General features: G+C 73.4%; 24 protein-coding genes. 15 read left to right on the top strand and 9 right to left on the bottom strand.

Features of this window, described 5'->3' with window-relative positions; translation table 11 throughout:
- Positions 1-446: 446 nt before the first annotated feature.
- Positions 447-953: a GNAT family N-acetyltransferase gene (locus tag ACIQMJ_RS14190; RefSeq protein WP_499761395.1), complete on the top strand. Its 507-nt coding sequence runs from the start codon at positions 447-449 to the stop codon at positions 951-953.
- Here the strand turns inward: ACIQMJ_RS14190 and ACIQMJ_RS14195 are convergent.
- The gene (locus tag ACIQMJ_RS14195; protein WP_499761396.1) at positions 934-1,344 is read right to left on the bottom strand and encodes an SWIM zinc finger family protein; all 411 of its coding nucleotides are present in this window, start codon (positions 1,342-1,344) and stop codon (positions 934-936) included. The genes ACIQMJ_RS14190 and ACIQMJ_RS14195 overlap by 20 nt on opposite strands.
- 26 nt (positions 1,345-1,370) lie before the next feature.
- Here ACIQMJ_RS14195 and ACIQMJ_RS14200 point away from each other — a divergent pair, with 26 nt between their 5' ends.
- Positions 1,371-2,078, top strand: coding sequence for a 3-keto-5-aminohexanoate cleavage protein (locus tag ACIQMJ_RS14200; protein WP_499761397.1), 708 nt, complete (start codon positions 1,371-1,373; stop codon positions 2,076-2,078).
- A 52-nt stretch (positions 2,079-2,130) separates the two neighbouring features.
- On the top strand, positions 2,131-2,769 hold the full coding sequence (locus ACIQMJ_RS14205; protein ID WP_499761398.1) for a LysE family translocator: 639 nt from the start codon (positions 2,131-2,133) through the stop codon (positions 2,767-2,769).
- A gap of 18 nt (positions 2,770-2,787) precedes the next feature.
- Here the strand turns inward: ACIQMJ_RS14205 and ACIQMJ_RS14210 are convergent, their stop codons facing one another.
- On the bottom strand, positions 2,788-3,441 hold the full coding sequence (locus ACIQMJ_RS14210) for an ACT domain-containing protein (RefSeq protein WP_499761399.1): 654 nt from the start codon (positions 3,439-3,441) through the stop codon (positions 2,788-2,790).
- A gap of 225 nt (positions 3,442-3,666) precedes the next feature.
- On the opposite strand from ACIQMJ_RS14210, the gene gatC reads away from it, so the two are divergent.
- The 7 genes from gatC (at position 3,667) to ACIQMJ_RS14245 (ending at position 13,201) form a co-directional block, all read left to right on the top strand.
- Positions 3,667-3,966 (top strand): Asp-tRNA(Asn)/Glu-tRNA(Gln) amidotransferase subunit GatC, encoded by a 300-nt coding sequence (gatC, locus tag ACIQMJ_RS14215; protein ID WP_387487816.1) that lies wholly within the window; start codon positions 3,667-3,669, stop codon positions 3,964-3,966.
- Positions 3,963-5,480 (top strand): Asp-tRNA(Asn)/Glu-tRNA(Gln) amidotransferase subunit GatA, encoded by a 1,518-nt coding sequence (gatA, locus tag ACIQMJ_RS14220; RefSeq protein ID WP_499761400.1) that lies wholly within the window; start codon positions 3,963-3,965, stop codon positions 5,478-5,480. The genes gatC and gatA overlap by 4 nt, the downstream gene beginning before the upstream one ends.
- A complete protein-coding gene (locus ACIQMJ_RS14225; RefSeq protein ID WP_499761401.1) occupies positions 5,477-5,680 on the top strand; it encodes a hypothetical protein in 204 nt (67 codons plus the stop codon). The genes gatA and ACIQMJ_RS14225 overlap by 4 nt, the downstream gene beginning before the upstream one ends.
- Positions 5,677-7,179 (top strand): Asp-tRNA(Asn)/Glu-tRNA(Gln) amidotransferase subunit GatB, encoded by a 1,503-nt coding sequence (gene gatB / locus ACIQMJ_RS14230; RefSeq protein WP_499761402.1) that lies wholly within the window; start codon positions 5,677-5,679, stop codon positions 7,177-7,179. The genes ACIQMJ_RS14225 and gatB overlap by 4 nt, the downstream gene beginning before the upstream one ends.
- Positions 7,180-7,636: 457 nt before the next feature.
- On the top strand, positions 7,637-7,918 hold the full coding sequence (locus tag ACIQMJ_RS14235) for a hypothetical protein (protein WP_499761403.1): 282 nt from the start codon (positions 7,637-7,639) through the stop codon (positions 7,916-7,918).
- Positions 7,919-8,070: 152 nt separating this feature from the next.
- The gene (locus ACIQMJ_RS14240; RefSeq protein WP_499761404.1) at positions 8,071-10,626 is read left to right on the top strand and encodes a CHAT domain-containing protein; all 2,556 of its coding nucleotides are present in this window, start codon (positions 8,071-8,073) and stop codon (positions 10,624-10,626) included.
- A 94-nt stretch (positions 10,627-10,720) separates the two neighbouring features.
- Positions 10,721-13,201 carry a M14 family zinc carboxypeptidase gene (locus tag ACIQMJ_RS14245; protein ID WP_499761405.1) on the top strand — a complete coding sequence of 827 codons (2,481 nt, stop codon included), beginning with the start codon at positions 10,721-10,723 and terminating at the stop codon, positions 13,199-13,201.
- On the opposite strand, the gene ACIQMJ_RS14250 is transcribed toward ACIQMJ_RS14245, so the two are convergent.
- The 4 genes from ACIQMJ_RS14250 to ACIQMJ_RS14265 are packed head-to-tail and all read right to left on the bottom strand — an operon-like array spanning position 13,171 to position 16,585.
- The gene (locus ACIQMJ_RS14250; protein ID WP_499761406.1) at positions 13,171-13,560 is read right to left on the bottom strand and encodes a GntR family transcriptional regulator; all 390 of its coding nucleotides are present in this window, start codon (positions 13,558-13,560) and stop codon (positions 13,171-13,173) included. The two genes, ACIQMJ_RS14245 and ACIQMJ_RS14250, sit on opposite strands and share 31 nt — an antisense overlap.
- On the bottom strand, positions 13,557-14,465 hold the full coding sequence (locus ACIQMJ_RS14255) for a hypothetical protein (protein ID WP_499761407.1): 909 nt from the start codon (positions 14,463-14,465) through the stop codon (positions 13,557-13,559). The genes ACIQMJ_RS14250 and ACIQMJ_RS14255 overlap by 4 nt, the downstream gene beginning before the upstream one ends.
- A gap of 58 nt (positions 14,466-14,523) precedes the next feature.
- On the bottom strand, positions 14,524-15,708 hold the full coding sequence (locus ACIQMJ_RS14260; protein WP_499761408.1) for a PQQ-dependent sugar dehydrogenase: 1,185 nt from the start codon (positions 15,706-15,708) through the stop codon (positions 14,524-14,526).
- A 10-nt stretch (positions 15,709-15,718) separates the two neighbouring features.
- On the bottom strand, positions 15,719-16,585 hold the full coding sequence (locus tag ACIQMJ_RS14265) for an alpha/beta fold hydrolase (RefSeq protein ID WP_499761409.1): 867 nt from the start codon (positions 16,583-16,585) through the stop codon (positions 15,719-15,721).
- A 30-nt stretch (positions 16,586-16,615) separates the two neighbouring features.
- On the opposite strand from ACIQMJ_RS14265, the gene ACIQMJ_RS14270 reads away from it, so the two are divergent.
- The 3 genes from ACIQMJ_RS14270 to ACIQMJ_RS14280 all read left to right on the top strand — a co-directional run bounded on the left by ACIQMJ_RS14270 (position 16,616) and on the right by ACIQMJ_RS14280 (position 18,584).
- Positions 16,616-17,530 carry a 2-hydroxyacid dehydrogenase gene (locus tag ACIQMJ_RS14270; RefSeq protein ID WP_499761410.1) on the top strand — a complete coding sequence of 305 codons (915 nt, stop codon included), beginning with the start codon at positions 16,616-16,618 and terminating at the stop codon, positions 17,528-17,530.
- A 72-nt stretch (positions 17,531-17,602) separates the two neighbouring features.
- On the top strand, positions 17,603-18,337 hold the full coding sequence (locus tag ACIQMJ_RS14275; protein WP_499761411.1) for a DoxX family protein: 735 nt from the start codon (positions 17,603-17,605) through the stop codon (positions 18,335-18,337).
- Position 18,338: 1 nt separating this feature from the next.
- Positions 18,339-18,584 carry a hypothetical protein gene (locus ACIQMJ_RS14280; RefSeq protein WP_499761412.1) on the top strand — a complete coding sequence of 82 codons (246 nt, stop codon included), beginning with the start codon at positions 18,339-18,341 and terminating at the stop codon, positions 18,582-18,584.
- Positions 18,585-18,641: 57 nt separating this feature from the next.
- Here ACIQMJ_RS14280 and ilvD read toward each other — a convergent pair whose 3' ends face one another.
- The 3 genes from ilvD to ACIQMJ_RS14295 all read right to left on the bottom strand — a co-directional run bounded on the left by ilvD (position 18,642) and on the right by ACIQMJ_RS14295 (position 21,446).
- The gene (gene ilvD, locus ACIQMJ_RS14285; RefSeq protein WP_499761413.1) at positions 18,642-20,486 is read right to left on the bottom strand and encodes a dihydroxy-acid dehydratase; all 1,845 of its coding nucleotides are present in this window, start codon (positions 20,484-20,486) and stop codon (positions 18,642-18,644) included.
- A gap of 79 nt (positions 20,487-20,565) precedes the next feature.
- The gene (locus ACIQMJ_RS14290; protein ID WP_499761414.1) at positions 20,566-21,000 is read right to left on the bottom strand and encodes a vitamin K epoxide reductase family protein; all 435 of its coding nucleotides are present in this window, start codon (positions 20,998-21,000) and stop codon (positions 20,566-20,568) included.
- Positions 20,997-21,446 (bottom strand): PH domain-containing protein, encoded by a 450-nt coding sequence (locus ACIQMJ_RS14295; protein WP_499761415.1) that lies wholly within the window; start codon positions 21,444-21,446, stop codon positions 20,997-20,999. The genes ACIQMJ_RS14290 and ACIQMJ_RS14295 overlap by 4 nt, the downstream gene beginning before the upstream one ends.
- Before the next feature lie 287 nt (positions 21,447-21,733).
- On the opposite strand from ACIQMJ_RS14295, the gene ACIQMJ_RS14300 reads away from it, so the two are divergent.
- Positions 21,734-23,572, top strand: a complete 1,839-nt coding sequence (locus tag ACIQMJ_RS14300) for an acetolactate synthase large subunit (protein WP_499761416.1) — start codon at positions 21,734-21,736, stop codon at positions 23,570-23,572.
- 4 nt (positions 23,573-23,576) lie between these two features.
- On the top strand, positions 23,577-24,083 hold the full coding sequence (ilvN, locus tag ACIQMJ_RS14305) for an acetolactate synthase small subunit (protein ID WP_077009444.1): 507 nt from the start codon (positions 23,577-23,579) through the stop codon (positions 24,081-24,083).
- Positions 24,084-24,098 lie beyond the last annotated feature (15 nt).

The raw sequence follows: 24,098 nt of genomic DNA on the forward strand, positions 1-24,098 counted from the left end.
TCCGCCCCGCCACCCTCAGGCCCCGCGTCCTGGGCCCCTCGTCGTACCGGGAAGGCACGTGAACCAGGCCATCGTGCCCCGCAGTCTTGCGGGTGGTCGGGAGGCCGGGCCGGGGAGCATCGAGGGGCCGGGAAGGAGGATTCGGAGCGGCGTGAGGGAAGGTGCGGGCAAAGCGGGGATGCCGCCCTGAGCCGAGTCCTGGGTTCGGGCTCCGGCTCGGCCTCAAGGCCGCCTGAAGGCCGGCCCGAAAACCAGCCCCAAGGCCGCCTGAAGGGCCGCCCGACGGTGGCCACACGGCTGGCCCGCGAACGGCCGCCAACAGCCCGCCAACGGCCCGCGAACGGCCCGCGAACGGGCCGCGCCCAGCGGACACTTGATCGAACGCCCGCCGGCGCAGTTGGCTGGACGACAATCGAGGACGGTCCGCTGACGCAGAGGGGAACCAGATGGCCGACATCGTGGTCAGGCTCGCCAGGGAAGACGAGTGGGCGGTGGCGGGGGCGATCACCGTGGCCGCCTACCAGGCCGACCGGCACATCGACAGCCACACCGGCGGGTACGCCGACACCCTGGTCGACGCGCGGACCCGGGCGCGGGAGGCGGAACTGCTGGTGGCGGTGGACGCGGAGAACACCGTGCTCGGCACCGTCACCGTGGTCCGGCCCGGCACCCCGTACGCCGAGGTCAGCAAGGACGGCGAAGTGGAGTTCCGGATGCTCGCGGTGAGCCCGTCCGCCCGCGGGCGCGGGGTGGGGGAGGCGTTGGTGCGCGCGGTGATCGTGCGGGCGCGGGAGCTCGGGGCGCGGCGGTTGGTGATGAGCAGTTCCGAGCACATGACCCCGGCGCACCGGCTCTACCAGCGGTTGGGGTTCCGGCGGCAGCCCGATCGCGACTGGCGGCCCGTGCCCGGCGTGGACATCACCGCGCTCGGGTTCAGCCTCGAACTCGCATGATCTCGTCGCGCAGCGAGCGGTCCCGCGCGGCGCGGTCGTAGAGCAGCTCCACCAGCGTCGCGTGGTCCAGTTCGGCGAGCCGCAAGCGCAGCTCCTCGTCCTCCGCGTCCGGCGGCGGCACGGTCAGGTCGCGCTCCAGCAGCACCAGCCCGACCGCGACGCAGTGCTTGCAGAAGAACCCCTGCGACCCGTACGGGCACGTGCACGCGCCGACCAGGCGGGTGTCCTCCCACTCCAACGTCACCCGGTACTCGGCCGCGCCGACCACGACGCCTTCCACGTGCCGCGACCGGACGGACAGCTCGACCACGGAGTCCCGGTAGGTCAGCCCGCGCCAGTACGACTTGGCGCCCGCGTGGTGGCGCAGCAGGGCTGAGGTCAGCGTCGGCATGGCGGTATCCAACACCTTGTGGTTCGGTGGGTTTCGTGCTCCAGGCTTGTCTGAACGGCGCCCGTGAGCCGGGCAGCCACCCTAGTGTGCCGATCACCCCGCAGCAGCTGGCGGCCGACGCCGCCGCGTGCGCCGAGCTGGGCGTGACGTCGTTCCACCTGCACCCGCGGGACGTGGTGGGGCTGGAGGTGCTGGCCGGGCCGGAGGTCGCGACCTCGGTGTCGGTGGTGCGGGCGGCGGTGCCGCGGGCGGAGATCGGGGTGACGACCGCGGCGTGGATCGTGCCCGACCCGGTGCGGCGGGCGGAGCTGGTGCGCGGGTGGGCGGGGTTGGCGGCCGGGCGTCCCGACTTCGCGTCGGTCAACGTGCACGAGGACGGCTGGCTCGGCGTCGCCGCCGCGTTGCGCGCCGCGGGCATCGGGATCGAGCTGGGCGTGTTCCACGTCGAGGCGGCGCGGACGCTGCTGGACGTGGGCGTGCCGGACGGAACTGTCCGGGTGCTGGCCGAGGTGCAGCCGGGGCAGACCGAGCAGGACGCGGCACGGCTGCTCGACCTGCTCGCGCCGCTCGGGCCGCCGGTCCTGCTGCACGGCGAGGACGACAGCGCGTGGCCGGTTCTGGACTACGCCCTGGCACGGGGCCTGGACACGCGGATCGGCTTGGAGGACACTCTCACCGCCCGTGACGGCACGGTCGCGGTCGACAACGCGCACCTCGTCCGCCTCGCCCGCTGAGCTGCCCGAAAAGCACTGGTTGCACGGGTGCGGGGCGTGGTTTCGTTGCGCCATGGTGTCCACCGACCGGCTCCTCGCCTTCGCGGCCATGTCGTTCCTGCTCATCGTCATCCCCGGGCCCAGCGTGCTGTTCGTGGTGGGACGGGCGTTGGCGCAGGGGCGCCGGGCCGCGCTGATCACGGTGCTGGGCAACACGCTCGGCGCCTACGCCCTCGTCGTGGCCGTCGCGTTCGGCGTCGGGGCGGTGGTGGAGCGCTCGGCGGTGGTGTTCACGACGGTGAAGCTGGTCGGGGCGGCGTACCTGGTGTACCTGGGGGTGAAGGCGGTGCGGCAGCGCGGTGCGCTGCACGCGTCGTTCACGGCGGGAGGGCCGGCGCACGGCGGGCTGCGCACGTTGTGGGAGGGCTTCGCGGTCGGGGTGGCGAACCCCAAGACGATCGTGTTCTTCGCCGCCGTGCTGCCGCAGTTCGTGGACCGCGCGCAGGGTCACGTGGCCGCCCAGATGCTCCTGCTGGGCCTGGTGTTCAACCTCATCGCGGTGGCGTCCGACAGCGTCTGGGGCCTGGCCGCCGCGACCGCCCGCTCCTGGTTCGCCCGCTCGCCCCGCCGCCTGTCCGCGGTGGGCGGCGCCGGCGGCCTGGCCATGATCGGCCTGGGCGTGACCATCGCCGCCACCGGCCGCAAGGACTGAGAACCCCAGGCTCGCGGGTCAGTCGGGCAGGACGACGGAGACGATGCCGGCCAGGTGGGCCAGGCGGGCGACCTCGGCGGCGCGGAACATCGGGCCGCCCGGACGGCCCACCAGCAGGACGCGGTCCGGCTTGCCGAGCGGGGTGGCGGCCAGTTCGGTGCCCAGCTCCTGCCAGGTCTCGGGCACCCACGAGTCCTCGCCGTCCAGCACCGTGGCGCGGGCCAGCGGCAGCCACGGCGGGGTCGCCAGCTTCGTCTCGGGGGCGGCCGAGGACGAGGTCAGGCGGTGCACGGTGCTGCCGTCCCACGACACCACCACCGCCCACCCGGCGCGGATGATCTTCGGCACGCCCTCGGTGAACACCGCGAGCCCGTGCGCGGGTTCCTCGGCGACCTCCTCCACCAGCTCCAGCTCGCGGTGGGTGTCCAGCACGCCGGCGTACGGCCGGACCGCGTCCACCTCGACGCCCTCGATGGACTCCGCGGCCGTGATCAGCACGTCCGGCAGCCGCCCCGAGGGCAGCTCGACCACCAGGTCGTCGATGGCCAGGCCGGCCCCGCGCTCCACCACGTCCACGCTGAGGATGTCGGCCCCGATCTCGCCGAGCGCGGAGGCGACCGCGCCCAGGGTGCCGGGACGGTCCGGGAGCTGGACCCGGATCAGGAAGGACACGGTGCACGCCTCCAAAGGCTGTGGTGGAGCGGCGGGGTGGAAAGTCGCCGGTCGATGATTCTCGCAGACGCAGCTTCGCTTTCCGACCCACCGGCCGCGTTGCGCGCGGGTAAAATCGCGCACCCCCGCGCGCGAGCGCGGGTAACCCGGTCGGAGGTCGGCCTGACCAGCCAATAGACTCGGCAGGTCCAAAATCCGAAAAACCGACCCACGGGGGTTGACGAGGTGCCCAGCATCTCCCGCGACGAGGTCGCGCACCTGGCCCGCTTGGCGAGGCTCGCCGTCACCGACGACGAGCTGGACCTGTTCGCCGGCCAGTTGGACGTGATCCTGCAGTCGGTGGCCACGGTGGGCGAGATCGCCACCGCGGACATCCCGCCCACTTCGCACGCCGTTCCGCTGACCAACGTGTTCCGCGAGGACGTGGTGCGTCCCAGCCTCGGTCAGCAGCAGGCGCTCGCGGGCGCCCCCGCCGCCGAGGACGGCCGCTTCCGCGTGCCCCGCATCCTCGGGGAGGAAGCATGACCGACCTGATCCGCAGCACCGCCGCCGAGCTGGCCGCCAGGATCGCGAGCCGCGAGGTCTCCGCGGTGGAGGTCGCGCAGGCCCACCTCGACCGGATCGGCGAGGTCGACGGCGCGGTCAACGCGTTCCTGCACGTCGACACCGAGGGCGCGTTGAACGCGGCCCGCAAGGTGGACGACGACATCGCCGCCGGCGCCCCGGTGGGCCCGCTGGCCGGCGTGCCGATCGCGCTCAAGGACGTGCTCACCACCGAGGGCGTGCCGACCACGGTCGGCTCGAAGATCCTCGAGGGCTGGATCCCGCCCTACGACGCCACGGTCACGCGCAGGCTGAAGGAAGCCGGCGTGGTGATCCTCGGCAAGACCAACATGGACGAGTTCGCGATGGGCTCCTCCACCGAGAACTCGGCGTACGGCCCGACCCGCAACCCGTGGGACCTGGACCGCATCCCCGGCGGTTCGGGCGGTGGCTCGGCGGCGGCGCTGGCCGCGTTCGAGGCGCCGCTGTCGATCGGCACGGACACCGGCGGCTCGATCCGCCAGCCCGGCGCGGTCACCGGCACGGTGGGCGTGAAGCCGACCTACGGCGGGGTGTCGCGCTACGGCCTGGTGGCGTTCTCGTCGTCGCTGGACCAGGCGGGCCCGTGCGCCCGGACCGTGCTCGACGCGGCCCTGCTGCACGAGGTCATCGCCGGGTACGACCCGATGGACTCCACCTCGATCAACGCGCCGGTCCCGCCCGTGGTGGCGGCGGCGCGCGAGGGCGCGAACGGCGACCTGTCGGGCGTGCGGGTCGGCGTGGTCACGCAGTTCAGCGGCGAGGGCTACCAGCCGGGCGTGCTGCGCAGCTTCGAGGCGGCCGTGGCGCAGCTCAAGCAGCTGGGCGCGGAGGTCGTCGAGGTGTCGTGCCCGAGCTTCGACTACGCGCTGCCCGCGTACTACCTGATCGCGCCCAGCGAGGCGTCGTCCAACCTGGCCCGGTTCGACGCGATGCGCTACGGCATCCGGGTGGGCGACGACGGCACCCGCAGCGCCGAGGAGGTCATGTCGCTGACCCGCGAGGCCGGTTTCGGCCCCGAGGTGAAGCGCCGGATCATGATCGGCACGTACGCGCTGTCCTCGGGCTACTACGACGCGTACTACGGCTCGGCGCAGAAGGTGCGCACGCTGATCAGCCGGGAGTTCGAGGCCGCGTTCGCCACCGTGGACGTGCTGGTCTCGCCGACCACGCCGACCACGGCGTTCCCGATCGGCGAGCGCATGAACGACCCGATGGCCATGTACAAGGCCGACCTGTGCACGATCCCGGCGAACCTGGCCGGCAACGCCGCGATGAGCGTCCCGAGCGGACTGTCCGACGAGGACGGCCTGCCGGTGGGGTTGCAGATCATGGCGCCCGCGTTGCAGGACCACCGGATGTACCGGGTGGCGGCGGCGTACGAGGTGGCGCGGGACGCCGCCCTGGGCGCGACGGTGATCAGCGGCGTGCCGCAGCCGGCGGGTGTTTCCCGGTGAAGGGCCCGATGGGCAAGGCGCGGACGCTCCTCGCGCTGGTCGGGGCCGCCGGTGCGGCCACCAGCGCGTTCTCCACGTTGAAGTCGGCTCGCGGGAAGAACGACAAGCTCGCCCTGGCCAACGCGGCGGCGAGCATCCTGGTGGCGATCACCGGCGCGGCGCTGGCCGTGCGGGGTCTGCGGAAGGACGGGAAGGCATGACGTCGGTGCACGAGCTGATGGACTACGCCGAGGTCATCGAGCGCTTCGACCCGGTGCTGGGGTTGGAGGTGCACGTCGAGCTGCACACCAACACCAAGATGTTCTGCGGGTGCGCGAACGTCTTCGGCGGCGAGCCGAACACCCAGGTCTGCCCGGTCTGCCTGGGCATGCCGGGCGCGCTGCCCGCGGTGAACGGCAAGGCGGTGGAGTCGGCGATCCGCATCGGGTTGGCGCTCAACTGCGAGATCGCCGAGTGGTGCCGGTTCGCCCGGAAGAACTACTTCTACCCGGACATGCCGAAGAACTTCCAGACCTCGCAGTACGACGAGCCGATCGCGTTCAACGGCTTCCTCGACGTGACGCTGGACGACGGCTCGCTGTTCCGGGTCGAGATCGAGCGCGCGCACATGGAGGAGGACACCGGCAAGTCGCTGCACGTCGGCGGCTCGACCGGCCGCATCCACGGCGCGGAGCACTCGCTGCTGGACTACAACCGCGCGGGCGTGCCGCTGATCGAGATCGTCACCAAGCCGATCACGGGCACCGGCGAGCGGGCGCCCGAGGTGGCGCGGGCGTACGTGACGGCGCTGCGGGACCTGCTGAAGGCGCTCGACGTGTCGGACGTGCGGATGGACCAGGGTTCGCTGCGCTGCGACGCGAACGTGTCGCTGATGGCCAAGGACGCGTCGGAGTTCGGCACGCGCACCGAGACCAAGAACGTGAACTCGCTGCGCAGCGTCGAGCGGGCGGTGCGGTTCGAGATGACCCGCCAGGCGGCGCTGCTGGCGGCGGGCGGGTCGATCACGCAGGAGACGCGGCACTTCGACGAGTCGACGGGGTCCACCTCGTCGGGCCGGACGAAGGAGACCGCGGAGGACTACCGGTACTTCCCGGAGCCCGACCTGGTCCCGATCGCGCCGTCGCGCGAGTGGGTCGACCAGCTGCGCGGCACGCTGCCGGAGCTGCCGTGGGAGCGCCGCAAGCGGGTGCAGCAGGAGTGGTCGCTGACCGACGCCGAGCTGCGCGACCTGGTGAACGCGGGTGCGGTGGACCTGGTGGCGGCCACGGTGGACGCGGGCGCGACGCCTGCCGAGGCTCGGTCGTGGTGGGTGGCCTACCTGACCAAGGAGGCCAACTCCCGCGGTGTCGAGCTGGCCGAGCTCGGCATCACGCCGGCGCAGATCGCGCGGGTCATCGCGCTGGTGAACGCCGGTGAGCTGACCAACAAGCTGGCCCGCGAGGTCGTCACCGGCGTGCTGGAAGGCGAGGGCGAGCCGGAGGCCGTGGTCGAGGCGCGGGGGTTGAAGGTCGTCTCGGACGACTCCGCGCTGGAGAAGGCGGTGGACGAGGCGCTGGCGGCGCAGCCGGACGTGGCGGCGAAGATCCGCGACGGCAAGGTGGCGGCGGCGGGCGCGATCGTCGGCGCGGTGATGAAGGCGACGAAGGGTCAGGCGGACGCGAAGCGCGTGCGCGAGCTGATCATCGCCCGCTGCTCGTAGCGGTCGTTCGGCGGTGGGGCGGTGCCGCGTCGCGGTGCCGCCCCACCGCCGTTTCCCGGGCGGTGCGTCCACTCGCGAGAAGTCCATTCCCGACCGGTCCCATTCGGACACCGTTGGTCACCAATTCGGGACGCGCCGTGGCCGATCGGGAAATGACCGGGTGGTGATTCCACGTCGGGCGGACCAGGCGGACTCGCCCTATTGCGGACCCGGAGTGCCTTCAGCCTGTTAACACGTTCGCCCATTCGAGTGGTAACACTTCTGGGGGCACCCCTCCCGCGCTGGTCAGCGGAGCCCGCGATCCGCCGGTTGGTAGCTCTCGGTGCATTTTCTTCTCCCCAGATGCGTCCATCTGTGTCAGGCTTGGGCCGTTCGGTGAGCCGGGGGGCCATCGAAGCGACTTGGACCAACGCCCGAATGCCCCGTTCAGGGGACCTGTTGTAGGGGAGGCAACGCCATGACCCGCACTGACCCGAAGCTCGTCGCCGAGATCGACACCATCGGTGAGAAGGTCACCGAGGACGTCGTCGACACCGGCGAGACCAGCACCGACCTGGTCGACCTCGGTGGGGTGGAGCCGACCGGCGGCCCGTACAAGCCGACCACCGACGACCCCGAGGTGGAGCGGCTGCTGAAGCCGATGGGCGGCCCCTACAAGCCGACCGGCGACCCCGAGACGAACGGCGGCCCGTACAAGCCGACCACCGACGAGCCGGTCGCGGTCACCCAGACGAAGTAATACGGTCGCCGATAATCACGGTGGCGTCACGCCGAATGCCGCCGGCCCCCGGGTCGGCGGCATTCCGCTTCCGCTTGTGATCTCATATGAGCGTGCCTGGCGAAACGCGTGGTCCCGCCGGACCGGATCACGCGGTCAGACTGGCCCGGCAGTTGCACCGCAGCGCCCGTGACGCGGCCACCGCCGACCGCCACCCGGCCGCGATCCGGCAGATGCGCCGCGGCCTGGCGCTGCTGGAGACCCCGGGCATCGACCCGCAGGAACGGCTCGAGGTCCGCACCCGCCTGCTCAACACGCTGTCGTTCTGCCTCGCCGAGACCGGCAAGGTGGACGACGGCCTCACCCAGCTCGCGGGCGTGGACGCCGAGCTCGCCGGCCTGCGCGACGAGGCGCTGCGGGCCCACCTGTCCACGCTGGTCAACCTCAACCGCGCCGCCCTGCTGTGCCGGGTCGGCCGCATCGACGAGGGCATCGCCCAGCTCGACCGGGAGATCGAGCGCAGCGAGCGGCGCCTGCCCGCGCACGCCGACCCCGAGGCCGTCGACCTGCTCGCGCTGGCCCTGTCCAACCGGGGCAACGCGCACGGCGAGGTGCACCGCTACGACAAGGCCGTGCGCGACCTGAACCGCGCGGTCGAGCTGGCCGACGCCCACGACCTGCCGCTGCGCGCCGCGATCGCCAAGCACGCGCTGGGCAACGCGGTGCAGCGCGCGGGCGACATCCCGGCCGCCCTGCGCCACTACCACGAGGCCAACCGCGCGTTCCAGGAGCTCGAACCCGGCCTGCTGCTGCGGCTGCGCATCGACCAGGCCGAGGCGATGATCAGCGTCGGCCTGGCCGACGAGGCGGGCCGGCTGCTGGACGAGGTGCTGCCGGAGCTGCGCCGCCAGCGCATCGGGCAGGACGTCGCCGAGGCCGAGCTGTTCCGCGCGGCGGCGGCGTTGCAGGACGGCGACCTCGTGCTGGCCCGGCGGATGGCGACCTCGGCGCAGCGCAAGCTGGTGCGGCGCGGCAGCCCGGCGTGGGCGGCGGTGGCGGGGCTGATCGCGTTGCGGGTGGACGCGGTGCGCGCGCTCGACTCGCGGCGACCGGTCGCCGCGGTGGTGCGTCGCGCGACCGGGTTGGCCGCCGAGCTGGCCGGGCTGAAGCTGCACGACCAGGCCGCGTTCGCGCTGGTCCTGGCCGCGCGGCTGGAGATCCGCCGCGGCGACCCGGACCGCGGCGCGCAGCTGCTGCGCAGCGTGCCGAAGTCGCGCCGGATCACGCCGATCGACCACCGGATGCTGCTGCGGCTGTGCCGGGCGGAGCTGGCGCTGGCCCGCGGCAACCAGCGGGTGGCGTTGGCGCAGGCCAAGGCGGGTCTCGCGGAGCTCGGCCGGCTGCGGGACCGGCTCGGCGGGCTGGAACTGGTGTCCGGTACCGCCGTGCACGGCCGTGAGCTGGGCGAACTCGCCGTGCGGCTGGTGTTGGACGGCCGTGACTCGGCGGCCAACGCCAAGCGGCTGTTCACCTGGCTGGAGCGCACCAGGGCCCAGCTGTACCGGTACGACCCCGCCGTGTCCGCTGTGGACTCCGAGCTGGGCGAGCGGATCACCGAGGTGCGCACGTTGAGCCGCGCCCTGCTGCGGGCCCGCCTCGACGGGCTGCCGACCGCGGAGCTGGAGTCGCGGCTCAAGGCGAGCCAGCGCGCCGCGACGCGGATGGGCTGGAGCGCGAGCCCGTGGGGCACCCCGCGCCCGGTCGTCACGCCGGACGAGGTGCTGGCCCGGCTGTCCGGCCGGGCGTTGGTGAGCTTCGCCGTGTCCGGTGACGAGCTGATCGCCGTGGTGTTCGCGGGCGACCGGGTGCGCATGGTCCGGCTCGGCTCGGCGAGCGAGGCCACCGAGGGCGCCCGCCGACTGCACGCCGACCTGAACGCGCTCGCGCCCGACCACCTGCCGTCCGCGCTGGCTGAGGTCATCTCGGCGTCCGCGCGCCGCGAGGCGGAGAAGCTGGACCGGTTGCTGCTGCGCCCGCTGACCCCGATGATCGGCGACCGGTCGCTGGTCGTGGTGCCGACCGGCGCGCTGTACGTGGTGCCGTGGGGCGTGCTGCCGACGTGCGCTAACCGGCCCACGACGGCGGTGCCGTCAGCCACCGCGTGGGTGTCGGCGACCGGGCGGGAGCGGGACGGGGTCGACGGCGTGCTGCTGGTGCGCGGCCCCGGGTTGCAGGCCGCGCAGGGCGAGATCGACCGGCTCGCGGGCTACCACGGCGACGCGAAGCTGCTCGGCGTGAGCGAGGCCAAGGTCGGCGCGGTGCTGGAGGCGTTGGACGGGGTGGAGCTGGCGCACATCGCCGCGCACGGCGAGCACGAGCCGGAGAACGCGCTGTTCTCCCGGTTGGAGCTGGTGGACGGCGCGATGTTCGCGCACGAGGTCGGCCGGGTGCGCCGGCCGCCGCACCGGGTCGTGCTGGCGGCGTGCGAGCTGGCGCTCAACCGGGTGCGGCCCGGTGACGAGCCGCTGGGGTTCGCGGGCGCGTTGCTGGCGGGCGGCGCGCGGACGGTGATCGCCGCGTCCAGCCGGGTGGGGGACGAGCCGTCGGCGGCGGCGATGGCCGACTTCCACCGCAACCTCGCGGGCGGCGCGTCACCCGCGGTGGCGTTGGCGGAGGCGGTCGCGGTGGACCCGCTGCGTCGCCCGTTCGTGTGCCTCGGTTCGGGATGACGGCCTGACCAGCCGTTCGACCGGTTGACCCGGGTCGCCCGCACCCACTAGTCAGGGTGGAGGAGTTCTTCGGCGATCACCCCTAGGGGGCCCGGTGCGCTGGTTGACGCTCACGGTGTTGTTGCTGGCCACGATGACCACCCCCGCGACCGCCGCGCCCGCGGTCGGCCGGGCGCACGAGCCGGGCAACGGCCCGGAGCGCAACCAGGTCGCCGCCGTCGACCCGCCGGCGCCGGCCGCCGCGGCGCGCGGCGACAACTGGCCCGACGCCAACCCCGGCTACCCGCGCCGCACCGTGCTGCGCGCCTACCCGGAGGACCAGGCCGACCGGTCGATCAAGCTCGGCCTCGCGCCCTACCACGCGCTCGCGCCGCGCCTGAACGACCTGCAACGGCGCAGCGACCGGGTGTCGGTCGAGGTCGTCGGCCGCTCCACGGCGGGCCGCGACCTGTACCTGGTGACGCTCACCGCGCCGGAGAGCCCGGCGGAGGCCCGCAGGCAGGAGGCGTGGCGCGAGGAGATCGAGAACGACCCGGTCTCCGCCGCCCGGGACGTGTTCCTGCGCAGCGGCTACAAGGCGCCGGTGTGGATCAATGCCAACATCCACGGCGACGAGTGGGAGGGCACCGACGGCGCGTTGCGCGTGATCGAGGACCTGGCCCTCGACCCGGGCGCGCGGGACTTCCTGCGCCGGCACCGGGTGTACGTGAACCTGACCGCGAACCCGGACGGGCGGGTGGCCGGCACCCGCGCCAACGCGGCCGGGTTCGACCTCAACCGCGACTTCGTCACCTCGTCGCAGCCGGAGTCGCGGGCGATGCGGGACGTGGTCCGGCGCATCCAGCCGCTGCTGGTGCTCGACGAGCACGGGTACGTGGCGAACACCCTGATCGAGCCGACCACCCCGCCGCACGGGCAGAACTACGACTTCGACCTCTACATCGAGCACGGCTACGCGGGCGGCCTGCGCATGGAGCAGGCCGTGCGGGCGCTCGGCCACCCCGAGGCGGCCACGCCGGAGATCCCGTTCCGCGACTACGAGCCGGGCGTGTGGGACGGCTGGGCGCCGATCTACACCGCCCAGTACTCGATGTACCACGGCGCGGTGTCCTACACGATCGAGATCCCCATGCGCGTGAACCGGGGTGACTACACGACACAGCCGGTGACGGAGTTGCGGCGGCGTTCGGCGATCAACACCGACGTGGTCGAGGCGACGATCCGCAGCGCGCTCGCGTACGTGGACGAGCACCGGGCCGCCATGGTGGACAACCAGATCGAGATGTTCCGCCGCGGCCTGGCGGGCGAGCCGCAGCGGCCCGTGCCGGACGGCTTCGTGCCCGGCTTCGGCCCCGAGGACCGCTACACCACCGAGTTCCCCCGCGCCTACGTCATCCCGGTGGGCGACGGGCAGCGGTCCGGGCAGGCCGCCGCGCGGCTGGTCGACCACCTGGTGGCGCACGACGTGCGGGTGAAGCGGGCCGACCGGGCGTTCGCGCTGGGTGGCCGCGAGTACCCGGCCGGGTCGTACGTGGTGGACATGCGCCAGCCCAAGCGGGCCCTGGCGAACGTGATGCTGGAGGCGGGTCGGGACCTCTCCGACCGGGTGCCGGTGATGTACGACATCAGCGGCTGGAGCCACCGGCTGCTGTGGGGCGCGTCGGTGGACGTCGTGCGGGACGGTCGGGTGGACGTGCGCGGGCGTGACGTGGCGGCGGCGTCGCCCACGGGTGCGCTGGACGCGCCCGAGGGCAGCGATCTGGCGCTCGTGCTCGCCGACGGCAGGGACGTGGCGGCGGTGAACGACCTGCTCGGCCGGGGCGTTGAGCTGCGCAGGCAGGACGACGGCACGATCGTGGTGCCCGCGGCGGCGCGGGCGGCGGCCGAGGAGGTGTCGGACCGGTACGGGGCGCGGTTCACCTCGGCGCGGCCGGGCGGCGTGCCGCTGCGGCGTCCGGTGGTGGCGGGCGCGGTCGCGGCGGACGAGCTGAAGGCGTTGCGGGACATGGGGTTCGACGTGCGGCCGGTGTCGACGGCGACGGTGGGTGCCGGGTTCGACCTGTCCGCGGTGGACGTGCTGCTGGTGTCCTCCGGGCTGCGCTACGACCAGCTCGGCGCGCCGGCCAGGGCCGAGGTGGACGCTTTCCTGGCGCGCGGTGGGGTGGTGACGCGCGGTGCGACGGGCGCGCGGTTCAACGCCGACACCGGGCTGCTGCCGGTGCGCGCGGTCGCGGGCCGGGAGGACGCCAACGGCGTCGTGTCCGTGGTGGACGAGGCGGGCGTGGTGGATCACTCGTTCGTGTACGCGCCGTACTGGTTCACCGACCTCGGGCCGGGCGTGACGGCGCGGCAGCGCTACCAGGGCCTGGTCGCCGGGCACTGGTCGACCCGCCCCGACGGGTCCGGCGGCGGCGTGGAGGCGGTCGGGCAGGCGGCGGTCGTGGCGGGCACGTCGCCGAGGGGCGCGCGGGCGGTCCTGTTCGGCACCGAACCGCTGTTCCGCGACCACCCGAAGGGCCTGTACTGGCAGGTGGCGGACGCCATCTACCGCACCGCGGGCCCCTCGTCGAGGTAGGCGCGCAGCACGGCCTGCACGGCGTCCTGCCGGTCGACGCCGAGCGCCCTGGCGGACGCGACGTACTCGGTGGCGGCCGACGCGAGCGCGGCGGCGGCGCTCCCGTCGCCGCTGGGGGGCACCGCCGCGACGACGGTGCCGTTGCGCCGCGCCGTGCGCAGCACCCCGGCGGCCTCCAGCTCGCGGTACACCCGCGCCACCGTCCCCACCGACAACCCCAGGTCCCGCGCCAGCTGCCGGATCGACGGCAGCGGCGCGCCGACCGGCAGCTCACCGACCCGGATCAGGTGCACCAGCTGGTCGCGCACCTGCCGCCACGGGGCCACGCCGCTGTCGGGGTCGACCAGGAGCCGGGTCACGCGGCCGACCACCGGCGGGGCGGGTTGGCCACCAGGACCCAGCCGGCCGCGCCGACGAGGAGCGCCACGAGCCCGACGAAGTCGGCGGTCGAGGTGTGCTCCAGCCACGGCGGCGTCGGCGGTGACCCGGCCACCGGCAGCTCGACGGCCCGCAGGAACGCGAGCCGGTTGTTCGCCACCAGCACCATCGACGCCATCCAGGCGAGGCCGATGCCCACCGCGACCCGGGCGCTGCGCCGGCGCAGCGCGAGGTCCACCGGCGGGTCCGGCACCGACCGCCGCCGCACCGCGAGCCGCACCACGCCCAGCACGGCGACCAGGCCCGCCACCACCCCGACCAGGGCGAACAGGCTGATCGGCCGGTCCACCCCCGCGTAGTGCCGCTCCGACACGGTCCCGATCACGTCGCCGTCGGCCGAGCGCCACACACCGCCGTCCGGGATGGCGGCGACGACCCCCTCCGCCCACGGCTGGGCCGCCAGGCCGGCGACGGCCAGCAGGGCGGCCACCCCGCCGAGCGCCAGCAGCACCCCGATCGCCCACCCCGGCACGAGGTCGCGCCAGTGGCGACGGGTCAGGGTCGCGGTCCGCGTGCCGCGCGCGGGGCGCAGCGCCGCCGCGGCCTCCGCCAAGGCCAACGCGAGGAGCAGCGCCGCGAGGTGGTGCACCGCGGGCGAACCGTCGCGCGCGAAGCCGAACGCGCGGGCCACGACCGGCACGAGCACGAACAGCACGGGGTAGAGCAACCGCCGGTCCCGCAGGTACCCGACCGCGCGGCCGGTCTGCGCGTCGTCCGGCTCCGGGACGCCCCAGCGCCGCAGGAACCGCCGCGCGGCGGCCTCGGTCGGCCACAGCACGACCAGCACGGCGAGACCGGCCAGCCCCCACCCCAGCACCGTCGCCACGACACCGCCCCCTTTGTGTCATCCCCTTGACACAAAGAGTCGCACGGCCGTCAACGGGTCAGTCCTTGCCGCCCACGTTGCCCGCGTCCCGCACGATGATCACCACGCGGTCGTCGCTGGACACCGGCGCGCCGCCCGCGTTCTTGTTCACCGTGCCGCCCAGCGCGGTCGTGTCGTCCAGCATCACCAGCGGGCCGATCCGGCCGAAGCCGTCCTCGCCGGTCATGCCCGGCTCGGGCTTGCCGGTGAAGCTGCCGTCCGGGTTCATCGGCAGGTTGAGCACGCCGGGGGTGGCGCTCGTGGCCACCATCACCTGGTTCGAGAACGACGCGCAGCCCGCCACGCCCGGCCGCTCGGGCCACGACCAGGCCGGGTCGCCCAGCGCCTTGCCCGCCTCCACCCGGTACAGCAGGTCGGCGGTCGCGCCCGCGTCCGTCACCCACGTCTTCGCGCCGTCGCCGGACACGCACAGCCCGCCGGGCGACTTCAGCCCGCTCGCCACCACCCGCGAGCCCGCCGTCGGGTTGCCCGGCGCCGGCTGGCCGTTGGCGTCGATCCGCAGCACCTTCCCGGCCAGCGAGTTCGGGTCGGCCGCCGCGGCCGGGTTGCCGCCGTCGCCGGTGGCCACCAGCAGCGCCCCGCTGCGGTCGTACGCCAGCACGCCCCGGTTGCCGGTCGAGCCCTTCGGGATGCCGGTGAGCACCGGCTTCGGCACGTCACCCGGTGCGAGCCGCACCACCCGGTTGTCCGTCGCCGTGGTCACGTACACGTAGACCAGCTGGTCCTCGGCGTAGGTCGGCGACAGCGTGAGCCCGGTGAGCCCGCCGTCCGCCGCCGCGTCCACGTCGAACTTGGCCACCTCGACCGGGTCGACGTCCTTGGTCACCCGCAGCAGCCGCCCGGTGGCGCGCTCGGCGGCCAGCGCCGTCACCGCGCCGGTGGTCTGGTTGATGTCGGTCAGCGCCACGCCGGCGATCGGGTTCAGGCACGTGCCGACCACGGCCGGGTTGAAGTCCTTGCAGCCCTGCGGAGGCGGCACGGGCGTCGGCTGCTGGCCGGGCTGCTGACCCTGCCCGGGGCCCTTGGGCAGTTCGCCGGGCAGCTCGGGCACCGGCCCGGCCTGCGGGGTCAGCTGCTGGGCCGCGCTCCACCCGGCGGGCGGCGGCTGCTCGGGGAAGCTCGCGCAGCCCGCGGCCAGCAGGCCGAGGGCCGAGCCGATCAGCACTCCACGCAGTCGTGACACGGGTCCCAGGTTAGGCGCGCGGCCGTGAACGCGAGGTGAGCGGCCCTTCCACGTCCTCGTGCACGGCCCGGCGCACGGCGTCGGCGCGGTCGAGCAGCAGCTCCAGCTCGTCGACCACCACCGCCGGGTCCTCCAACGGCAGGAAGTGCGTGTTCGGCAGCACCCGCACCCTGGCCTGGGGCAGCGCCGCGACCGGCCCGAGCACGTCGTCCGCGTGGGCCAGGAAGTCGTACCGGCCCGCGAGCACCGTGGTGGGGCACGTCACGCCGCTCAGGTCCAGCCGGGGCGCGCGGCCCAGGGCCAGCGCGAGCGTGAAGTACCAGCTCCAGTCGTGCCGCAGGCAGCGGCGCAGCGAGCCGAGCAGCCCGCCGACGTCCGGCACCGGCAGGCGGTGCAGCACGGCGTCCAGCAGCGGCCCGGCCGCCTTCAACGCCGTCACCCCGCCCACGCCGATCAGCCGCCGCACCGGCGCCGGCACGCCGGGGAAGCCGAGCGCGCCCGCGAAAGCGTCCCCCGGCGCGCCCGTGACCAGCATCAGCCCGCTGACCCGGTCGGGGTGGCGCACGGCCAGCTCGGCGGCCACCGTGACGCCCATCGACCAGCCCACCACCACGCACCGCTCCACGCCGCCGTCGTCCAGCACGGCCAGCGCGTCGGCGACGTGGTCGGCGGGCTCGACGCGGGCCGGGTCGGCGGGCCGGTCGGAGTCCAGCGTGCCGCGGTGGTGCCAGCTGTGCACGCGGGCCGACGGCAGGTCCGGCCACAGCTCGGGCACGGCGCCGAGCCCCGGGCTGAGCAGCACGTCCGGCCCGTCGGCGTCGGTGCGCCACAACCTGATCCGCGTGCCGTCGGCCGAGAAGACGTCGTGCTCCCGCATGGCGGCCAGTGTGCCGTAACGTGCGAACCCGTGAGCCTCACCGTTCTGGTCCCCGACGAGCTGGGCGTCCGCGTGCTGTCCGAGGTGGAGGGTGTGCGGGCCGTCCGCTACGAACCGGGGCAGCCGCTGCCCGCCGAGGCGGCGGACGCGCAGGTCCTGGTGCCGAAGTTCCTGCTGGGCACGGACCCGCGCGACGTGTTCGCGCAGCTGCCGTCGTTGGAGCTGGTGCAGCTGCTGTCGGCGGGCGCGGAGCGGTTCATCGGTGTCGTACCCGAAGGGGTGAAGCTGTCGACCTGCCGGGGCGCGCACGGCGGCAGCACGGCCGAGTGGGCGATCGGCGCGCTGCTCGCGATCTACCGCGACTTCCCGGTGTTCGAGCGGGCCCGGCAGGAGCGCCGGTGGGACTACCACCTGACGGACACGTTGCAGGACAAGAAGGTCCTCGTGGTCGGCGCGGGCGACCTGGGCGAGCAGTTCCGGCGCAGGCTGGAGCCGTTCGACGCGACCGCGACCCTGGTCGGCCGCACGGCCCGGCCCGGTGTGCACGGCGTGGACGAGCTGCCCGAGCTGCTCGGCGGGTTCGACGCGGTCCTGGTGGTGGTGCCGCTGACCGAGGAGACCACCGGGATGGTGGACGCGAAGTTCCTGTCCCGGATGAAGGACGGCGCGATCCTGGTCAACGCGGCGCGCGGCGCGGTGGTCGACACCGACGCGCTGCTGGCCGAGCTGACGTCCGGGCGGCTGCGCGCGGCGCTGGACGTGACCGAGCCGGAGCCGCTGCCGTCGGACCACCCGCTGTGGACCGCGCCGGGCCTGTTCCTCACCCCGCACGTGGCCGGCAGCTGCACGGGCCACGCCGAGCGCGCGTACGCCGTGGTGGCGGCGGAGGTCGCCCGGTTCGCCCGCGGCGAGGAGCCCCGGAACCTGGTGCAGGGTGATTATTAGCCCGTTCGGGTGAATCCAGGCGGCGGAACGGACGCTCGCGGACGTCGTCCGAACCTCCTAACGTGCGGGTGCGTGGCTACTCACGACGACCGTTCGAGGACATCGGGCGGCTACTCCGACGACGGGTTCTACTCGACGAGCGGCGCGGGCGGAGGAGTTCACCACTTCGACGACGGCACGCGGCCCACCGACGGCGGCGCGTTCGGCAAGGACACCGCGGCGTTCGACACCTCCGGCTACACGCCGATCGCGGACCTGGACGACAAGCCCGCCTCGCACCACGACGCCTTCGAGGACGACGACGACCGCAGGCCGTTCGGCTGGACCTCCAGCGCCGACATCGGCCTGCTGGTGCTGCGGCTGGCGCTGGGCGGCGCGTTCGTCGTGCACGGCCTCCAGAAGGTGTTCGGCCTGTTCGGCGGGCCGGGCATCGACGGGTTCGCCCAGTACCTCCAGAACGCCGGGTTCCGCGAGGCGCGCATCCTGGCCTGGGTGACCGGCGTGACCGAGCTGGGCGGTGGCGCGCTGCTGGTCCTGGGCCTGTTCACGCCGCTGGCGGCGGCCGGCGTGCTCGGCGTGATGGCGAACGTCATCGCGCTGAAGTACCGGGGCGGCTTCTTCGCGCCCAACGGCGTCGAGCTGGAGGTGGCGTACGCGGCGATGGCGTTCGCGGCCCTGTTCGCGGGCCCCGGCCGAGCCGCCCTCGACTACAACCGGAGCTGGTTCCGCCACCCGCTGCTGTCCGGCTTCCTGTGCCTGGTGATCGCCGCCGGCGCCACGGCCGCCACCCTGTACGTCTTCCGGTGACGTGAACCAGCGGGTCGTGGCGGCGGGTGCGCAGCTCGCGCTCGTGGTGGTCGGGGTGCCGGTCGTCTACCTGATCGCCTTCCCCCTCGGCCTCACCGCGCGCTCGCTCCTGCCGCCGGTGGGGCTGCTGGCCGGGCTCGTGGTGGGCGGGGTGCTCGTCGGCAGGGTGCGCCGCCCCGTCGTCGGACCGCTGGTCGGCTGGGCGGTGCTCCTCGCCGCCCTGACCCTGGCGTGGGTGGTCGGTTGAGCCCCTGAACAGCGAAAACCGGCCGACGACAGCCGCCGGCCGGTTCGCGCCGTGCTGCTACTTGGTCACGTCCCGCACCGCGCCCGTGGACGCGTCCGTCGCCATCCGGGCGTAAGCGCGCAGCGCCGCCGTCACCGGGCGGACCCGGTCGACCGGTTGCCACGGCCGCTCCGACGCCTCCATCTTCGCCCGCCGCTCGGCCAGCACGGTCTCGTCGACCAGCAGTTCCAGCCGCCGCTCGTGGACGTCGATCAGGATCCGGTCGCCGTCCTGGACCAGGCCGATCACGCCGCCGCCCGCCGCCTCCGGCGAGACGTGGCCGATGGACAGCCCGGACGTGCCCCCGGAGAACCGCCCGTCGGTGATCAGCGCGCACTTCCTGCCCAGGCCCGCGCCCTTGAGGAACGCGGTCGGGTGCAGCATCTCCTGCATGCCCGGCCCGCCCGCGGGTCCCTCGTAGCGGACCACGAGGACGTCACCCGGCTGGATCTCCTTCTTCAGGATCGCCGAGACGGCCTCCTCCTGGGACTCGACCACCCGCGCCGGGCCCTCGAAGCGCCACAGGTCCTCGTCGACGCCCGCCGCCTTGATCACCGCGCCGCGCTCGGCCAGGTTGCCGCGCAGCACGGCCAGCCCGCCGTCCTTGGTGTAGGCGTGCCCGACGTCGCGGATGCAGCCGCCCGCCGCGTCCGTGTCCAGCTTCGACCACCGGTTGGACGTGGAGAACGCCTCGGTCGTGCGCACACCGCCCGGTGCCGCGTGGAACAGCTCGACCGCGCGCGGCGACGGCGACTCGGCGCGCACGTCCCACTCGCCGAGCCACGACGCGAGGTCCGGGCTGTGCACGGTGTGCACGTCCTCGTTGAGCAGCCCGGCCCGCCACAGCTCGCCCAGCAGCGCCGGGATGCCGCCGGCCCGGTGCACGTCCTCCATGTGGTAGTCCGAGTTCGGCGACACCTTCGCCAGGCACGGCACCCGGCGGCTCACCGCGTCGATGTCGGCCAGCGTGAAGTCGATCTCGCCCTCCTGGGCGGCGGCGAGGACGTGCAGCACGGTGTTCGTGGAGCCGCCCATCGCCATGTCCAGCGCCATGGCGTTCTCGAACGCCTCGCGGTTCGCGATCGAGCGCGGCAGCACCGACTCGTCGTCCTGCTCGTAGTACCGCTTGCACAGGTCCACGACGGTGCGGCCGGCCTCGGCGAACAGCTCGCGGCGCGCGGCGTGCGTGGCCAGCGTGGAGCCGTTGCCCGGCAGCGCGAGGCCCAGCGCCTCGGTGAGGCAGTTCATCGAGTTCGCGGTGAACATGCCCGAGCACGAGCCGCAGGTCGGGCACGCCGACCGCTCGACCTCGGCCAACCCGGCCTCGTCCACCTCCGGCGAGGCGGACGCCGAGATCGCGGTGATCAGGTCGGTCGGCGCGACGGCGACGCCGTCCACCACGACCGCCTTGCCCGCCTCCATCGGCCCGCCGGAGACGAACACGACCGGGATGTTCAGCCGCATCGCCGCGTTGAGCATGCCCGGCGTGATCTTGTCGCAGTTGGAGATGCACACGATCGCGTCCGCCTGGTGCGCGTTGACCATGTACTCGACCGAGTCGGCGATGATCTCCCGCGACGGCAGCGAGTAGAGCATCCCGCCGTGCCCCATGGCGATGCCGTCGTCCACCGCGATGGTGTGGAACTCGCGCGGCACCCCGCCCGCCTCGCGGACCGCCTCGGCCACGATGTCCCCGAGGTCGCGCAGGTGCACGTGACCCGGCACGAACTGCGTGTAGGAGTTGGCGATGGCCACGATCGGCTTGCCGAAGTCGCTGTCGGTCATGCCGGTCGCGCGCCACAGCGCGCGTGCGCCCGCGGCGTTGCGGCCGTGGGTGGTGGTGCGGGAACGGAGCGGTGGCACGGCTCCTCCAGAAGTCTTTGCCTGAGAATCGCGAACGACGCGCGCGGGGGTGAGGGCGCGGGAAGGGCGGAGCGGTGCCTCAGAGGTTACTCCGCCGCAACGCCCCGGTGACCAGCACGGCGGCCAGCGCGAGCGTGATGACGTGCACAGCCGTGCACCACAGGCAGATCTTCCCGATCAGCAGGAACTCGGCGGCCACCAGGTACACCACGAACAGCACGCCGACGCCGACCGACACCAGCCGCGCCCAGTGCAGCGCCGGGCTGCGCCACGCGAACGGCAGGCACGCGACGGTCAGGAACGCGAAGAACGCGAGGCCGAGCACCGCGACCGGGACGCCGAGCAGCTCCGACTGCTCGCTGGTGGTCACCGTGCCGCAGTCGATCACCTCGCCCTCGGCGCACAGCAGCGCGCCCGCGTTGAAGTGCGCGACGGTGAGGTAGGCGGAGACCGCGAGGCCCGCCAGCGACAGCACCAGGCTGACCGCGGGCACCCACTGTGTGCGAGAACTCACTCCCGCGACTCTACGGGCGGCGGCGTTTCGTCCTGGTCAGGCCCGGCCTGCTCGCCCTCCGGCTCCCCGTCCGCCGCGACCGCCGTCGGATCGGCCACGCGACCACCGCTGACCTGCGACAACATCGGCAGGTGGGCGGCGCGCACGGCGGGCAGCCGGACCAGCGAGTCGTCGGTCAGCACCGCCGACAACCACCCCTTCGGTACCACCTTGATCGCCTTCACGTCCGACCACGGCACGGTCCGCGCGCCGAACGTGCTCCGCGCCACGATCCGCTCGCCGTCCACGGTCGTCCGGTTGCGCAGCACCCACCACGCGAACGCCGCCGGCAGCAGGTAGAGCGCCTGGAGGCCCGGTGCGGCCCAGGCGACGGGCGTCGCGCAGACGGCGGCGGCCAGGGCGGCGAACAGGGCCGGGGTGGGGATGCGGAACACGACTTTCGGCACGGTCCCAGATGCTGTCACTCCTCGTCCGAGCGGGTGACTCCGGCCCACGTCCACGCACGTGGGGGCTTCCACCATCCGGGAGTGCCGTCCCGCACAGTTGACGCTCCACCTGCTTGACGGTTAACGTCAGCGCCATGCAGCGCAACCTCGTTCTCGTACTTCCCAGGCGCGTCGACGCCTAGGCATTCGAGCTTGCGTCGACGCGCGACCCTCGTACGACCCGTTCGGGTTGGCGAGGGTTTTTTCGTGCCCGGACCGTGCATTCTCCTTACCCACGAGGCAGACAGATGACCAGCGCAACCTCGCGACCGGCTCCCGGAGAGTCGTCGTCGCCCCGCCCTGGACCGCGGCCGAAACCGGCCCCGCCGAGCGGCGCTCCCATCCGCGTGACCGGTGCCCAGTCCCTCGTCCGCTCGCTGGAGGCAGTGGGCTGCGAAGTGGTCTTCGGCATTCCCGGCGGCACGATCCTGCCTGCCTACGACCCCCTCCTCGACTCCACCAAGGTCCGCCACATCCTGGTCCGCCACGAGCAGGGCGCGGGCCACGCCGCCACCGGGTACGCGCAGGCCACCGGCAAGGTCGGCGTCTGCATGGCGACCTCGGGTCCCGGCGCGACGAACCTCGTCACGCCGCTCGCGGACGCCAACATGGACTCCGTCCCGGTGGTCGCCATCACCGGCCAGCAGTCCCGCCCGCTGATCGGCACCGACGCGTTCCAGGAAGCCGACATCTGCGGCATCACCATGCCGATCACCAAGCACAACTTCCTCGTCACCGACGCCGCGGACATCCCGCGCGCGATCGCCGAGGCGTTCCACCTGGCCGCCACCGGCCGACCCGGCCCCGTCCTGGTGGACATCCCCAAGGACGTGCTCCAGGAGATGACCTCGTACTCCTGGCCGCCGGAGCTGCGCCTGCCCGGTTACCGGCCGACGACCCGGCCGCACGGCAAGCAGGTGCGCGAGGCCGCGAAGCTGATCGCCGCGGCCCGTCGCCCCGTCCTCTACGTCGGCGGCGGCGTGATCAAGGCCGAGGCGTCGGCGGAGCTGCTGGAGCTGGCCGAGTCCACCGGCATCCCGGTGGTGACCACGCTGATGGCGCGCGGCGCGTTCCCCGACTCGCACCCGCTGCACCTGGGCATGCCCGGCATGCACGGCACGGTCTCGGCGGTCGCCGCGATGCAGAAGTCGGACCTGCTGATCGCGCTGGGCGCGCGGTTCGACGACCGGGTCACCGGCCAGCTGTCCACGTTCGCGCCGGACGCGCAGGTCGTGCACGCCGACATCGACCCGGCGGAGATCTCCAAGAACCGCCGCGCGGACGTGCCGATCGTGGGCGACTGCAAGGAGATCATCAGCGAGCTGGTCGAGGCGGTGCGCGCGGAGAAGGAGAACACCTCACGCGCGGTCGACCTGACGCCGTGGTGGGAGCAGCTCAACGCGCTGCGCGAGACGTTCCCGCTGGGCTACGACTGGCCCGAGGACGGCACGCTGTCCCCGCAGTACGTGATCGAGCGGATCGGCGCGCTGACCCCGCCGGACACCCTGTTCACCGCGGGCGTCGGCCAGCACCAGATGTGGGCCGCGCAGTTCGTCAAGTACGAGCGCCCCCGCACGTGGATCAACTCCGGCGGCCTGGGCACGATGGGCTACGCGGTGCCCGCCGCGATGGGTGCGAAGGCCGGCGTGCCGGACGTCCAGGTGTGGGCGATCGACGGCGACGGCTGCTTCCAGATGACCAACCAGGAGCTGGCCACCTGCGCCATCGAGGGCATCCCGATCAAGGTCGCCGTCATCAACAACGGCAACCTGGGCATGGTCCGCCAGTGGCAGACCCTGTTCTACGGCGAGCGCTACTCCAGCACCGACCTGGGCACGCACAAGCACCGCATCCCCGACTTCAAGCTGCTCGCCGAGGCGATGGGCTGCGCGGGCCTGCGCGCGGAGTCCCGCGAGGAGGTCGACGCGGTGATCCAGCAGGCCATGGAGATCAACGACCGGCCGGTCGTCATCGACTTCGTGGTCGGCAAGGACGCCCAGGTGTGGCCCATGGTGGCCGCCGGCACCGGCAACAGCGAGATCATGGCCGCGCGCGGCATCCGCCCGCTGTTCGACGAGGACGAGTGACGAGATGACTAGGCACACCCTGAGCGTTCTGGTCGAGGACAAGCCCGGTGTCCTCGCGCGTGTGGCGGGCCTGTTCTCGCGCCGCGGCTTCAACATCGAGTCGCTGGCCGTCGGCCGCACCGAGCACCCGGACATCTCCCGGATGACCATCGTCGTCTCGGTCGAGGAGCTGCCGCTGGAGCAGGTGACCAAGCAGCTCAACAAGCTCATCAACGTCATCAAGATCGTCGAGCTGGAGCCCGCCGCGTCCGTCCAGCGGCAACTCCTGCTCGTCAAGGTGCGCGCCGACGCCACGGTGCGCAGCCAGGTGCTTGAGACGGTGCAGCTGTTCCGCGCGAAGGTCGTCGACGTCTCGCCGGAGGCGGTCACCGTCGAGGCCACCGGCACGTCTGAGAAGCTCGACGCGCTGCTGCGGATGCTGGAGCCCTACGGGCTCCGCGAGATCGTCCAGTCCGGCATGGTCGCCATCGGCCGTGGCGCCCGCTCCATCACCGCGACCGCGGTGCGCTGATTTTCCAGTTCCGAG

The organism is Actinosynnema sp. NPDC091369 (genome assembly GCF_044757065.1).
Taxonomy (GTDB): Bacteria; Actinomycetota; Actinomycetes; order Mycobacteriales; family Pseudonocardiaceae; genus Actinosynnema.

Excerpts from the sequence above, each read along its gene's own strand:
- ACIQMJ_RS14235 (WP_499761403.1), top strand. The coding sequence starts at position 7,637 with ATGACCCGCACTGACCCGAAGCTCGTCGCCGAGATCGACACCATCGGT.
- ilvN (WP_077009444.1), top strand. The coding sequence starts at position 23,577 with ATGACTAGGCACACCCTGAGCGTTCTGGTCGAGGACAAGCCCGGTGTC.
- ACIQMJ_RS14195 (WP_499761396.1), bottom strand. The coding sequence starts at position 1,344 with ATGCCGACGCTGACCTCAGCCCTGCTGCGCCACCACGCGGGCGCCAAG.
- ACIQMJ_RS14205 (WP_499761398.1), top strand. The coding sequence starts at position 2,131 with ATGGTGTCCACCGACCGGCTCCTCGCCTTCGCGGCCATGTCGTTCCTG.
- gatA (WP_499761400.1), top strand. The coding sequence starts at position 3,963 with ATGACCGACCTGATCCGCAGCACCGCCGCCGAGCTGGCCGCCAGGATC.
- ACIQMJ_RS14190 (WP_499761395.1), top strand. The coding sequence starts at position 447 with ATGGCCGACATCGTGGTCAGGCTCGCCAGGGAAGACGAGTGGGCGGTG.
- ACIQMJ_RS14300 (WP_499761416.1), top strand. The coding sequence starts at position 21,734 with ATGACCAGCGCAACCTCGCGACCGGCTCCCGGAGAGTCGTCGTCGCCC.
- ACIQMJ_RS14265 (WP_499761409.1), bottom strand. The coding sequence starts at position 16,585 with ATGCGGGAGCACGACGTCTTCTCGGCCGACGGCACGCGGATCAGGTTG.
- gatB (WP_499761402.1), top strand. The coding sequence starts at position 5,677 with ATGACGTCGGTGCACGAGCTGATGGACTACGCCGAGGTCATCGAGCGC.